The following is a 13,276-nucleotide window of genomic DNA, read 5'->3' as shown; positions in this document are numbered from 1 at the left end:
GCGTCCCGGCATGACCATGGGCGGGTATGCCTGAACCGGCGGTGGCGGCTCCGTTCATCGCGGCCTAACGCACGCCTGCCTGTCATGATCCGCAACAAAACCCGTATCGCGCCCACGAAAAAGGGCGCGCCCGGCGGGCGCGCCCTTTTTCATCAAGCCAAAGCTGGAACGGTTCAGCCCTTGGGGGCGAGGACCATCAGCATCTGGCGGCCTTCCATGCGGGGGAAGGCTTCGATCTTGGCGATTTCGGCCACATCTTCCTGCACGCGCTTGAGCAGGTTCATGCCCAGCTGCTGGTGCGAAAGCTCGCGGCCACGGAAACGCAGCGTCACCTTCACCTTGTCGCCATCTTCGATGAAGCGATGCACGTTGCGCATCTTCACGTCATAGTCGTGATCATCGATATTCGGACGCATCTTGATCTCCTTGATCTCCTGCGTCTTCTGGCTCTTGCGGGCAAGGTTGGCCTTTTTCTGTGCCTCGTAGCGGAACTTGCCCACGTCGAGGAACTTGCACACCGGCGGATCGGCGTTGGGCGAGACTTCAACCAGGTCCAAGCCGACTTCGGCTGCCTGGTCGATCGCTTCACGCGTGTACATCACGCCAAGATTCTCGCCGTTTTCATCGATCACGCGCACCTTGGGCACGTTGATCATCTGGTTGAAGCGAGGGCCGCTCTTGACGGGGGGCGCCAACATGCGCCGGGGTGGGGGAGCTATAGTGCTATCTCCTGATGTTGATCCGGGTGCGAGTCATGGAAAGGACTCAAGGCGCGCTCATATCACAACAGCGCCGCAGATAAAGAGCCTTCGGGCATATCTGGGCGGCCGGGCGCCTGCTTTCAAGCCGCAGCGGCCTGCCATAGTGGGAAATGGGCCACACGCGCCGCCGTGGGCACCAGCGCGGTAATGCTGCGTGCCGGTTGCATCGCCTTGAGCAGCGCGGGATGCGCGGCATCCAGGCCCCCGGTCAGCGCGCCGAACGCGGGCAGGATCAGCTTGCGCTCGCTCATCACCGCGCAGGGCCGGCTCACCGTGCGGCCACGCGCCGCCACGCGCAGGCGCGGGTGAAAGTGGCCCGACAGTTCCGGCCCGGCTTCCTGCCCCTGCGCCTCGTGCCGCAGCATTACGCCGCGCACCATCACCTCGCGCAGCATCGTGCCGCCGATCAGGTCATCGGCCGGGGCACCGTCTTTCTCGTCATGGTTTCCGGTGATCCACACCCAGTCCACTACGCGCACCAGCGCGGCCAGCCGCTCTGCCGCGCCAGGGTCAAGCCGCGTCGGGCCATGGGCATCGTGGAAATTATCGCCCAGGCAGAACACCCGCCGCGCCCCGGTATGCCGCACCAGTGCGGCCAGCCGATCGAGCGTTTCGCGGCTGTCATAGGGGGGCAGCATCTGCCCGGTGCGGGCAAACCAGCTGGCCTTTTCCAGGTGAAGATCGGCCACCAGCAGGGCCTGCTCCTCTGGCCAGGCCAGCGCTCGCGCCGGGCCGAGCAGCCATTCCTGGCCGGCAAACTGAAAGGGGGCGAACGAAAGGGGAACCATGCCTTCCCCTTGCCGCAGCCCCGCCGATTTGGCAAGCGGTTGGCTTGGGCGCTGGCTGGCCCATGGGAGATGGCATGACCGACTGGACACCCCACACCGCACGCGCCCGCGCCTGGTTCGAATCGCTGCGCGACCAGATCTGTGCCGCATTCGAAAGCATTGAGCGCGAGGCCGGCAGCGACGCCCGCTTTACCTACACCCCGTGGAACCGCGAGCACGAGGGCGAGCCGGTGGAAAACGGCGGCGGCGGCGTGCAGGGCCTGATGAAAGGCAAGGTGTTCGAAAAGGTCGGCGTCAACGTCTCGACCGTGCAGGGCGCGTTCAGCCCGGAATTTGCCCGCACCATCAACGGCGCCGATCCCGATAATCCGGGCTTTACCGCCACCGGCATCAGCCTGGTGGCGCACATGGCCAATCCGCATGTGCCGGCCGTGCACATGAACACCCGCTTCCTCACCACGCGCAAGGCCTGGTTCGGCGGTGGCGGCGATCTCAATCCGCCGCTGCCCTATGAACAGGATACCGCCGATTTTCACGCCCGCTTCCAGGCCGCCTGCGACGCGCACGATCCGGCCTATTACCCGCGCTTCAAGGCCTGGGCCGACGACTATTTCTATATCCCCCACCGCAAGGTGCATCGCGGTGTGGGTGGCATCTTCTATGATCACCTCGAATGCGCCGATGACGCCGGGTTCGACGCCAACCTGGCCTTTACCCAGGCGGTGGGCGAGGCATTCCTTGATGTCTATCCGCGCCTGGTACGGCGGCGGATGAACCAGGATTTCACTGCGGCCGACGAATTGCAGATGCTGGAATGGCGTGGCCGCTACGCCGAATTCAACCTGGTGCACGATCGTGGCACGCTGTTCGGCCTCAAGACCGGCGGCAATATCGATGCCATCCTGATGAGCCTGCCGCCCCGCGCGGTGTGGGGCTGACACCATGGCCATTGCCGAAACAGGCGCCCCGCTCAGCAGCGGGTTTCACGCCCTGGCGCCGGGCGACCTTGCGGCCGTGGTCACCGCGCTCGAGGTGCGCAGCCCGCCGCCCAGCCTCCAGCGCCTGGTGCCCGAGGCCGACGTGCCGTTGCAACTGGTGCGCTGGAAAGCGCCAGACCCCGCCAAATACCGCCTGCTCTATCGCCGCGTTGGCGCCAAGTGGCTGTGGTGGTCGCGCCTGGCGATGGGCGACGATGCGCTCACCGCAATCGTCCACGATCCGCAGGTGGAAGTCTATGCCGTGGCCGACCGCGCCGGGGTGGAAGTGGGCATGCTGGAGCTGGATTTCCGCCAGGCCGGCGAAGCGGAAATCGCCTTCTTCGGCCTGATCCCTGGCGCCACCGGCAAAGGCTTCGGCAAATGGCTGATGCGCCGCGCCCTGCAAAAGGCCTGGAGCCACGACGGCGTGGCGCGCGTGTGGGTGCATACCTGCACGCTGGACGGCCACCAGGCGCTGCCGTTCTACATGGCGCAGGGGTTCGTGCCTTACGCGCGCTTCGTCGAAGTCTTCCCCGACCCGCGCGGGCGGGGGCTGTTGGGGGATGAGGCGCCGCAGGTTCCGGTTTTGGGGTGAGAGTCAGGGGGGGGGGAGCGTCGGGCTATCGGCGCCGTAGGCGACCGACCGGCTAGGCTGCCTACGGATGGACTACATGTGGTCACCAGGCGAGGCTATGCCAGCCAAAAGCACAGCAAGTGTGCGAGGATTATGTCACGACGGTCTGCGATTGAGTATACTTCTCTTTGAATTCCTTCCCTCACGTTATGACAGAAGCTGGTCTTGTGATTCGGGCTCAGACCAAACTTAGATCGACATTCGCTGCCGCGTGGCTCGGTCGCAAAGGGATTTCAGTTCTGTCAACGAAAACTTTTTCGTTCTATCTGATTTTTGCCTCGTCTCGTCGCATATTCGCTGATTTTTCCGCAGGACGGCCTTGCGTCTGCGATCAATCTGCATATATATTTCATAGAATATGTGATGAAAAATTTATCATCGATTTGAGTGTGTCAGTCAAAGTGATTGGTTGGCGCTTTTTTTGTGTCCGAAAGGTTTTTATAGAGTGAGTAGCATATTGAGCGAAGCAGTGCCCCCCATAGAACGGCTTTCGCCCGTCTCGGGCGTGAGCGCGCTTGCCAGCGTGCCTCACGCTTAACTTAATCATATTCTGCTCACCCTCAAGTGAGCCGCAAAACATATTATGGAGCATGCCATGAGTGAACTAGCCCTCCTGCAAGACGAGCTGTTCGGCGACGCTGCCAATGCAATTTCTGATATCAAGTTCTATCCCGGCGAAACGCAGGAATGGATGATCGACGAGATTGCGGAAACCATTCGCAAAGGAATTGAAGACATCCGCAATGGTGGCGGCCGAGACATTGACCTAAGTCTCTAAACTCGCTAACTCGCGCCCTTCATTTTGGCGCGCGGACTTAGCTCGACTTTGACCCCGCGCTGCTTTTCAGCGCGGGGTTTTTAGTGTATCCTACTCTTTATAAGTCGCGACAGGCTGAGCCAAAGTATCTACCGCGTTCTTGGTACTACAATGATGCACTTCGCCTGCCTTGGGTAAGGACAATCGCGATTAAAAAAACAGCTGCGCTCGATAAAGAGCGTGTGCGAGGCCTCATTTATGCGTCGAATAAAGAAACTCATGGCGGCCTCGAAAGTCTTGACTATACAATCATCATTGCCGACGGCATGACTCCTGAGTACGAACGCTTCGTGACGATCAAGGAGCTGATGCATTGCTATTTTGCGCCAAATAACGAGAAAAACGTACGATATTTGACAGGAACGCAAATAGCTCTCGAGAATCACATGAATGCTTTTTTTGGTGGCGCAACATCTAAACCGCCACAGGACGAAGCTGAAAAGATGGCACTGTGGATGGCAATAGGCGTCCTCACGCCTGAGCATGACAGAACCGCCCTTATTGCTCGCATCAAGGCTAAGACGACTTCAGTCGAACAAGAAGGCGTGACCCTGAAGGTGCCAGCTAAGCAAGTTAAGGCCATGATTTCAAATTTTTATCAGGCGGAGATATCTAAGCTAATTTCGTGTTGATTTAATTGCTTCTTGAGTTGTTACGATTTTAGACGCGCTACATAAGAGTTTCAAGAATGCTGAGTTCCGGGAAGCATGCCTCATGAGTTCCAGGGATTGAGGGGATTTGCGCGGTAGTATACCTCATTCTCTTCCCCCGATCACACTCATCGCCAAAATTCCCCAGCCTTTCCCCTTGCCCTAGGCCGCATTTTTCCCCCATTTAGGGCGGGTAATGCTCCGCCAATATGAACTTGTCGAACGTGTGCTGGCCTATGCTCCCCAGGCGGACGAGGCCATGCTCAACCGTGCCTATGTCTATACCGTGCAGAAGCACGGGACGCAGAAGCGTGCCAGCGGGGATCCCTATTTCTCCCACCCGGTGGAGGTGGCGGGCCTGATGACCGAGCTCAAGCTCGACCAGGAAACCATCGTTACCGCGCTGCTCCACGATACGGTGGAGGATACGCTCGCCACGGTGGACGAGATCGAGCGCCTGTTCGGGCCCGATGTGGCGCGGCTGGTCGATGGGGTGACCAAGCTTTCCAAGATCGAGACGATGACGGAAAGCGAGCGCGCGGCCGAAAACCTGCGCAAGTTCCTTCTCGCCATGAGCGAGGATTTGCGCGTGCTGCTGGTCAAGCTGGCCGACCGGCTGCACAATATGCGCACCTTGCATTTCATCAAGAGCGAGGACAAGCGCCGCCGCATCGCGCGCGAGACGATGGAGATCTATGCCCCGCTCGCCCAGCGCGTGGGCATGTATGAATATATGCGGGAAATGCAGCTGCTGGCGTTCGAGCAGCTGGAGCCCGAGGCCTATGCCACGATCACCGGCCGCCTCGCTGCCATCCGCAGCGAGGGCGGGGGCGAGGTGGGGGACATTGCCCTGTCGATCAAGCAGGCCCTGGCCGAGGCGGGCCTGCGCGTGGAAGTGGCCGGCCGCGAAAAGCATCCCTATTCGATCTGGAAGAAGATGGCCGAACGGCACGTGTCGTTCGAGCAGATTTCCGACATCATGGCGTTTCGCGTGCTGGTTGATGATGTGGGCGATTGCTACAAGGCGCTGGGCGTGCTGCACCAGACCTGGCAAATGATCCCCGGGCGGTTCAAGGATTATATCTCCACGCCCAAGATCAACGGCTATAAAAGCCTGCATACCTCGCTGATCTACAACAACGCGCGCCGGGTGGAGGTGCAGCTCAAGACGCGCGAGATGCACCACCGCAACGAATATGGCCTGGCCGCGCACTGGGCCTACAAGCAGGGTGGGGAGCCCGATGGCCAGGTCGGCTGGCTGCGCGACCTTGTCGAAATCCTCGACGCCAGCCACGATCCTGACGAGTTGCTGGAAAACACCAAGATGGCGATCTACCAGGATCGCATCTTTGCCTTCACCCCCAAGGGCGCGCTGTTTCAGTTGCCCAAGGGCGCCACGCCGATCGACTTTGCCTTTGCCGTGCACACCAACCTGGGCGGGGCGGCGGTAGGGGCCAAGATCAACGGCCGCCATGTGCCGCTGCGCACGCCGCTGGGCAATGGCGACGTGGTGGAAATCATCAAGAGCCGCAATTCCGAGCCGCAACTGTCGTGGCTGGGCTTTGCCGTGACGGGCAAGGCGCGCGCCGCCATCCGCCGCGCCGTGCGGCAAAAGGAACGCGCCGAAGTGGCCCTGATCGGCCGCAAGCTCTATGAGGAAATCACCGAGCGGCTGCCCACGCAAGTTGGCAAGAAAGCCCTGGCCGATGCGATCAAACGCCTGAAATTCAACAGTGAAGAAGACCTCATGGTGGCGATCGGTTCGGCCAAGCTGGACGATCGCCAGGTGATGGAGGCGCTGGTGCCCGGCAGCACCGCCAACCTGCCCAACCCGGAGGATTGGCCGCGCCAGCAGCGCGCCATCGCCGTGCGCGGTCTGACGCCGGGCATGGCCTTCAAGCTGGCCGAATGCTGCCACCCGGTGCCTGGCGATCGCATTGTCGGCCTGCGCCGCCCGGGCAAGGGTGTGGAAGTGCACGCGATCGATTGCGAGAAGCTGGCCGATGGTGTGGACGCCGACTGGATCGACCTGTCGTGGGACAAGCGCACCGATGGTGCGGTAGGCCGCTTGCGCGCCGAGCTGTATAACCGCCCTGGTACACTGGCCGAAATGGCGGGGATATTTGCCAAAAACCACGCCAACGTGGTCAACCTGGAAATGACCCAGCGCGAAAACCCGTTCCACACCTATCTGGTCGATCTGGAAGTGCGCGATCTGGCGCACCTCACCCGCATCGTCAGCGCCTTGCGCGCCAGCGATGCGGTGGCCCAGGCCGACCGAATTTAGTGGCGCGTCACGGCTTCTGGCGGATGGGCACCGGCACGTTGCAGATGTCCACCCCGCCGGCCGGGCGCACGTAGAACGGATCGCGCCGGTTGGCACGGGCATCGGCATAGCGGGCAAAGCTGGCGCTGGCGGTGGACAGATACTGCCACGTCGGCAGGCCCGGCACCGCATCGCCCAATCGCACGCGCTGGATCGGCGTGCGCTCGGCGGCCTGGCGATAGAAGCCCATCTCACCTTTGCCTCGCGGCAGGCTGGATAGCCATTCCATCCCGGCAATCACCCGGCCGACCACCGCGATGTTGCGATCAAGCTGGCGTGGCGCATCGCCGATCACGGCATAAAGCTCCGCACCGCTGCCGGCGTCGGGCGGCATGTCGCGCCCCACGCCCACCGTGCCATAGCAGTGCACTGGCCAGGTTTCGGGCGCCTCGCCCGGGCCCGTGGCGATCGGCCAGCCGTGATAGAACCGTGCCTGAGCGGCATAGATGCCATCGGCAATGCGCGGCCCCTCCAGCGCCGGCGCGGCCCCGGCGGTGAGCGTATAGGCGCCCTGCGACACGCTCAGCAGCGACGGGGGCAGGGGCCGCGCCTTGGCCTTGTCCTCCGCATCGGGATCGCCCCATTGCACGACGTAGCCATCCTGCACGCGGGTGATCGCCGTGCCATCCCACCAGTGCGCCGTGGCCAGCTTGCGGATATTGCCCACCCAGCCTTGCGACCAGGGCGCGGGCAGCAACTGGATCACCACCTGCCGCGCGGCGCCGTCGGCGGCCGGCGCCAGGTCCATCACCAGCAGATCCGCAGGCGCGATCGCCACCCAATCGGCCGCCGGCGCCGCGCCGACGATCTCGGTCGGGCTGGGGGGAACCGGGGGCGCAGGCGGCTGCGCCTGTGCATAACTTGCAGCCGTAATGGCCAGGATCAGCGAAGCGGCGGGGCGGATCAACATTTTGCCGTTGTGATCACCAAACCGCCCTTGCGCAACCCCACACGGGCGGCTAGGGGGCGCCTTCCAGTGCATGCGGAGCGGTGGCCGAGTGGTCGAAGGCGCTCGCCTGGAAAGTGAGTATACGTCAAAAGCGTATCGAGGGTTCGAATCCCTCCCGCTCCGCCATATGCCCCCTCCGGCAGCACGCTGGGCTACCCTAAAATACGATCCAAAGTGCGGAAAAATAGGCGTTTTTTCTGAAGTCCTCATTTTTGCTGGGCGAGCCGTTAAGCGCGAAGTGTGGGCTAGAGTGTGGGCTAGCGCAGGGACGGTCGGTTTGAAACCGGGCCCTCCGGTGATAGATTCCGGGCATGGGAAAGCTCACCAACTCCATGGTCAACGCGTTGACCGAACCTGGTCGCTATGCTGATGGCGAAGGGTTGTATCTGCGCATCTCGCCTGCCGGTGGCAGGAGATGGGTGCTGCGGATTCAGATCCATCACACACGCAACGACATTACCATCGGCGACGCTTGGCACATTTCACTGAAGAACGCGCGCCTCGAAGCGGCCGCTCTGCGTGCACAAGTTGCAAAGGGCGGCGATCCCGCTGAGGAGCGGCGCAAGGCCAAGAAAAAGGTCCCTCGGTTCGAGGAGGCAGCCCGGCGGGCCCATGCCGAGATGTGCAAGGGCTGGAAAAACGGCAAGCACCAGCAACAGTGGATCGGGACCTTGGAACTCTATGCCTTTCCCAAGCTGGGCAAGCGCACAGTCGACAAGATCGATGGGCCGATGATCCGCGATGTCCTGGCTGAAATCTGGCTGGATATTCCGGAAACCGCGCGCCGCGTGCGGCAGCGGATCGGTGCTGGACTGGTGCTATGCCAAGGGTCTGCGCGACAGCGAAGCGCCGATGCGCTCGCTCGCGCGCGGCTTGCCCCGCCAACCCAAGCGCATGGGGCATTTTGCCGCGCTCCCCCATTTCGAGGTCCCGGCCTTTCAGGATACCCTGCGCGCCAAGCCGATGAGTGCCGGCACGCTGGCACTGGAACTGTTGATCATCACTGCGGTCCGTTCGGGCGAGGTCCGGCATGCGCTGTGGTCGGAAGTGGATGATGACCTGACGATCTGGACCATACCGGCCGAGCGCATGAAGATGGGGGTCGAGCATATCGTCCCGCTGTCCCGCCAGGCAGCCGATGTGCTGCGGCGTGCCAGGCAATTGTCGATCGATGACAATCCATACATCTTTCCCGGCCCGATTTCGGGTGCGGCTCTGACGGACATGGCGTTGCTCGAACTGGTGCGCGGCATGGACGTGCCTGTGACGGTCCATGGCTTTCGCTCGAGCTTTCGCGACTGGGTCGCCGACGAAACCGACACGGCCGATGAAGTGGCTGAAGCTTGCCTTGCGCATTCCATCGGCAACAAGACCAAGGCAGCCTACCTGCGCACGGACTTCTTCCGCAAGCGGCGTGCGCTGATGCAACTCTGGGCGGACCACTGCCTGCCGCCGGCCCGCATCGTGGCCCTGCCGGCGCAGCCTGTCGCGACGATCCAGCAGACGCCCGTGTCTGCGGTGGTGAATTGCTGGGAGAGGGAAGGGGGATTTGGGGGGCTGAAGCCCCCCGGGAGCCAGGGCATGGCGGTCCGCCCTGTTTGCCTGGATGGCCGTGGCGCCCGTGTCGTCGGCAAGCTTGGCGGCGGCATCGCGTGATCCGGCATAAGGTGAAAGCCACTGAGGCCGCACCCTCGCTGAACCGGCGGACGATGGCGGCACCGATGCCACGGCTGCCGCCAAGCACGAGAACATTCTTTCCGATAACGTCGTTCATGTCAGCCTCCTCTGGATGGGAGCAGCGGGACCGGCACTGAAGAGGCAGGCCGTCGCGCTGTCTGGACGGGAAGATGCCGATCGGGCAGCGTTCGCACCAGCTATCCAATTCTGGTTTTGAACGACGGGAAAACCGAACAATGATGAAGCTCGACGGCGTTACAGCCTTCGTCGCCACGGTTGACCAAACCTCGATCAGTGCCGCAGCGCGACGCCTTGGACTGGCAAAATCGGTGGTCAGCGAGAGGCTGGCAGAGTTGGAGAGGGCGCTGGGGGCAACGTTGCTCCAGCGTTCCACCCGGCGCCTGACCTTGACCAGCGCGGGCGAAGCGTTCTTGCCGCGTGCGCAACGCATCCTGCGCGAAATGGAGGAAGCCGCAGCAGAGATCGACGCGAGGAGCGGCAAGCTGGCCGGGCCGCTGCGCATATCGGCGCCCGTGGGCTTTGGCATTCTTCACCTGGGGCCGGCGATTGCCCGCTTCCTGCAGGAGCACCCGGGGATCGAGATGTCTCTCGACCTGGACGATCGCTTTGTCGACGCGGCGACCGGCGGGTTCGATGCCGTCCTGCGACACGGCGCCATCGGCGATGGCCGCCTGATCGCGCGACGGCTGGCGACCAGTCGACGCCTTCTGGTGGCTGCGCCTTCCTATCTTGCGGAGCATGGCAAGCCCACTTCGCTGACGGAGCTGGAAGGTCACACGGCCATTCTTTACGCTAACAGGTCAGGTGACTGGCGCTTCGCTGCGGGGGCTGGCTGGACTGTCGTGCGGCCGCGAGCGGCGCTGCGGGTCAACAACGGGATCGTGATGCGCGATGCCGTCTTGGCCGGCCTTGGGCTTGCCATGTTGCCGACATTCTTCCTGCACCAGGAAATCAAGACCGGGGCCCTGATCGAAGTGGACATAGGCTGGCCTGCGGAAGGCGCGGAACTTTTCCTGACATATCCGCGCGATCATGGTGCCGCGAGCAAGATACGCGCGTTCGGGGACAGTCTGCGCCGTAGCTTTGGCGATCCGCCCTACTGGGAGCAGCCCTGATTGCGCATCGGTTATTCCGTTTGCGTGAGGCCCATCGGCAAGATCCGGCGTGGCGGGGTCGTCCCTTCAGGCTTTCCTCATGTAAACGCTTACTCCGGAATTTGCCGAGTGCGACGTCATTCAATCTACCGACGGTGTCGGCTGGGGCTGATGTTGGTTACGTTGGCAATTTGGCTGGCGTGATACGCTGGTTACCCCATTTCGAGCGGACATGCTGATCTTGATGGGGTCGGTTCCGAACGGTCTCTCGTGAATGAAAGCGCTTGCATAAAGGGCGGGAACGAGGCTATGCGGTGCTTCAGGGCGCGCAAGGCCTGTGCGGACCCAGATACAAAATCAGAACGCGGGCCAGCTTCATGCGCCGGGCAGTGTCCGATATCGGGAGAGGGGTATCCAATATGAGGTATAAGCACTGGATCGCAGGCGTGTTGCTTGCTGGAACGTCGGCTCCTGCATTTGCGCAGGCCGAAGGCAGTGGTGCGGCCGCCGACGAAGGCGCGGCGGCCCCCGGCATCGTGGTGACCGCCGAGCGCCGCAGCCAGAGCGCGCTTTCCACGCCGATTTCCGTCGTGGCGCTCAATGCCGACATGCTGAAGGCCCGTGGCGTGAGCGATATCAACAGCTTGCAATCGCAGGTTCCGTCGCTGAGCTTTGCTGACTACGGCAACGTCAAGTTCGTCAACATTCGGGGTGTCGGCATTTCCGAAGGGGCGCCGAACCAGTCGGTTGGCGTGGCGATCCATTGGGATGGCACCTATGTCGCCCGCGAATTCGTCTACGGGGACTCGTTCTTCGATGTTGCCAGCGTGGAAGTGTTGCGCGGCCCGCAGGGCACTTACACGGGCCAGAATGCCAGCGGCGGCGCGATCTACATCAGTTCGGTGCGGCCCGATTTCAACGGAACCAGCGGCTTTGGTAGCGTCACGTTGGGCAATATCGGCCGCAAGCAGGTCGAGGCAGGCGTCACCACGCAGTTGAGCGACAAGCTGGCCGTCCGCCTGTCGGGCCAGGTCGAGCGGCGCGGTTCGGCGTTCACCAACCTGGGGCCGACCGGGGCGGCGCAGCCCGTGCGCTATGGCAACCAGCCGGGCAACCTCAGCCGTTTCCTGGGCCGCGCCCAACTGCTCTACAAGCCGATCGATGACCTGGACCTGCTGCTGATCCACCAATACAGCGACCGGCGGACCGATGGCCTGCCCACGCAGAGCTTTGCCCAGGCCCCGGTGGGCAATCGCACGATCGCCTATGACACCGACCAGGCGCTCAACACCATGTACAACCGCACCACGGCGGTGCTCAACTACAGCGGCATCGATGCGTTCAAGGTGCGCGTGCTGGGCACCTATCAAACGACCGACCAGCTCTCGGTGCGCGACAACGATTATTCCACCGCTGCCACCGGAACGTCGAGCAAGATCACCATTCACGATCGCTATTACACGGGCGAAATCGATCTGATCTCTCCTGACAATCGCCCGTTCACCTGGACGGCCGGCGCGACCATGCTCAATTATCGCCAGCCGGCCTTTACCGTGCCGAACATCGCCAAGGGCGCGCCATACGAGCAGAGCCTGACTATCTTCACCGATGCACGGCGGCGCAACGAGGCCGTCTTTGCCGAAGTCGGCTACAAGCTGGGCAATGGCTTGGAAATCAAGGCCGGCGGCCGCTACAGCTGGGACCACGTGGGCTTCATCGACAGCTACATTGCCCCGGCCGGCCCTTCGGGCTTCCGCATCCCCCTCAATCCCGGCATTCGCGACTTTTCCGAGTTCACCGGCCGCGTCGCGCTCAACTGGCAGATCGATCCCAGGCTGTTCATCTATGGCACGATCAGCAAGGGCTACAAGCCGGGAGGGACGACGCCGTTTGGCATCAACTACGATGCCGAGCGCGTCATCAACTATGAAACCGGCGTCAAGGGACGCCTGTTCGATGATCACCTGACCGCTTCGGTCAGCGGCTTCTACATGACATACCAGAATTTCCAGGCGACCTACGCGGCCGACATCAACAATCCCGCGACCGCGATCACCCGCAACGTCAACGGCACCAGGATCAAGGGTGTGGAAGGGCAGTTCGACCTGAAGGTGGGGGGCTTTGCGGCCGATGCGTCCTTCTCGGTGCTGGATGCAAAATATGGCCAGTTCGAGATTGTCCAGCCTGCGGGCCTGTTCGGCAATGGGCTGCCGGCACAGCCCGAACTGATCAACCTTGCCGGGCGCACCATTCCCTTTGCTGCCAAGTTTTCGGGCGCGGCGGGCGTGTCCTACGTCTTCGCCCTGGGCAAGGGCTCGCTGACCCCGTCGGCCCGCATCAGCTACCAGGGCGCACAATGGGTCAACTTCTTCCAGGCGCCCTATAACCGTCTCCCCGCCCGGACGCTGGTTGGCGCGCGCCTCACCTACAAGGCGTCCGACAACTGGTCGCTGGCAGCCTATGTCGATAACCTGCTGGACAACAATTACATTGCCAGTGTCGACCAGGTTACCGACGGCATCGGGTCCTATATCCTGGGGCAACCGCGCGAGTTTGGCGCAACACTGTCGTTCCGGTTCTGA

Annotated in this window: 12 protein-coding genes and 1 tRNA gene; 10 read left to right on the top strand and 3 right to left on the bottom strand. The window is 62.4% G+C overall.

Going from position 1 to position 13,276, the window contains the following annotated elements:
* Positions 1-173: 173 nt before the first annotated feature.
* Positions 174-698: a translation initiation factor IF-3 gene (gene infC / locus IP65_RS01045; protein WP_022677304.1), complete on the bottom strand. Its 525-nt coding sequence runs from the start codon at positions 696-698 to the stop codon at positions 174-176.
* A 143-nt stretch (positions 699-841) separates the two neighbouring features.
* Positions 842-1,549, bottom strand: a complete 708-nt coding sequence (gene pdeM / locus IP65_RS01040) for a ligase-associated DNA damage response endonuclease PdeM (protein ID WP_054130463.1) — start codon at positions 1,547-1,549, stop codon at positions 842-844.
* A 74-nt stretch (positions 1,550-1,623) separates the two neighbouring features.
* On the opposite strand from pdeM, the gene hemF reads away from it, so the two are divergent.
* The 5 genes from hemF (at position 1,624) to IP65_RS01020 (ending at position 6,914) form a co-directional block, all read left to right on the top strand.
* The gene (hemF, locus tag IP65_RS01035; protein ID WP_054130462.1) at positions 1,624-2,487 is read left to right on the top strand and encodes an oxygen-dependent coproporphyrinogen oxidase; all 864 of its coding nucleotides are present in this window, start codon (positions 1,624-1,626) and stop codon (positions 2,485-2,487) included.
* A gap of 4 nt (positions 2,488-2,491) precedes the next feature.
* Positions 2,492-3,121 (top strand): GNAT family N-acetyltransferase, encoded by a 630-nt coding sequence (locus IP65_RS01030; protein ID WP_054130461.1) that lies wholly within the window; start codon positions 2,492-2,494, stop codon positions 3,119-3,121.
* Between the two features lie 634 nt (positions 3,122-3,755).
* On the top strand, positions 3,756-3,938 hold the full coding sequence (locus tag IP65_RS01025) for a hypothetical protein (protein WP_156306333.1): 183 nt from the start codon (positions 3,756-3,758) through the stop codon (positions 3,936-3,938).
* Positions 3,939-4,021: 83 nt separating this feature from the next.
* The gene (locus IP65_RS21205) at positions 4,022-4,609 is read left to right on the top strand and encodes a hypothetical protein (protein ID WP_156306331.1); all 588 of its coding nucleotides are present in this window, start codon (positions 4,022-4,024) and stop codon (positions 4,607-4,609) included.
* 214 nt (positions 4,610-4,823) lie between these two features.
* Positions 4,824-6,914 carry a bifunctional (p)ppGpp synthetase/guanosine-3',5'-bis(diphosphate) 3'-pyrophosphohydrolase gene (locus IP65_RS01020; RefSeq protein WP_054130459.1) on the top strand — a complete coding sequence of 697 codons (2,091 nt, stop codon included), beginning with the start codon at positions 4,824-4,826 and terminating at the stop codon, positions 6,912-6,914.
* A gap of 7 nt (positions 6,915-6,921) precedes the next feature.
* Here IP65_RS01020 and IP65_RS01015 read toward each other — a convergent pair whose 3' ends face one another.
* A complete protein-coding gene (locus IP65_RS01015; RefSeq protein WP_054130458.1) occupies positions 6,922-7,863 on the bottom strand; it encodes a peptidylprolyl isomerase in 942 nt (313 codons plus the stop codon).
* A gap of 74 nt (positions 7,864-7,937) precedes the next feature.
* Here IP65_RS01015 and IP65_RS01010 point away from each other — a divergent pair.
* The 5 genes from IP65_RS01010 to IP65_RS00995 all read left to right on the top strand — a co-directional run bounded on the left by IP65_RS01010 (position 7,938) and on the right by IP65_RS00995 (position 13,276).
* A tRNA-Ser gene (locus IP65_RS01010) sits at positions 7,938-8,028 on the top strand.
* A gap of 185 nt (positions 8,029-8,213) precedes the next feature.
* Complete coding sequence (locus IP65_RS21905; protein WP_231627493.1) at positions 8,214-8,957, top strand: Arm DNA-binding domain-containing protein; 744 nt, start codon at positions 8,214-8,216, stop codon at positions 8,955-8,957.
* Positions 8,866-9,558 carry a site-specific integrase gene (locus tag IP65_RS21900; RefSeq protein WP_231627544.1) on the top strand — a complete coding sequence of 231 codons (693 nt, stop codon included), beginning with the start codon at positions 8,866-8,868 and terminating at the stop codon, positions 9,556-9,558. Before IP65_RS21905 ends, IP65_RS21900 begins: the two co-directional genes overlap by 92 nt.
* Positions 9,559-9,815: 257 nt before the next feature.
* Positions 9,816-10,715 carry a LysR family transcriptional regulator gene (locus IP65_RS01000; RefSeq protein WP_054130457.1) on the top strand — a complete coding sequence of 300 codons (900 nt, stop codon included), beginning with the start codon at positions 9,816-9,818 and terminating at the stop codon, positions 10,713-10,715.
* A 425-nt stretch (positions 10,716-11,140) separates the two neighbouring features.
* Complete coding sequence (locus IP65_RS00995; protein ID WP_158271894.1) at positions 11,141-13,276, top strand: TonB-dependent receptor; 2,136 nt, start codon at positions 11,141-11,143, stop codon at positions 13,274-13,276.

The organism is Novosphingobium sp. AAP1 (genome assembly GCF_001295765.1).
Classification (GTDB): domain Bacteria; phylum Pseudomonadota; class Alphaproteobacteria; order Sphingomonadales; family Sphingomonadaceae; genus Novosphingobium; species Novosphingobium capsulatum.
Note: the sequence above shows the minus strand (reverse complement) of the source record. Positions and strands in the feature narration are given on the sequence as shown.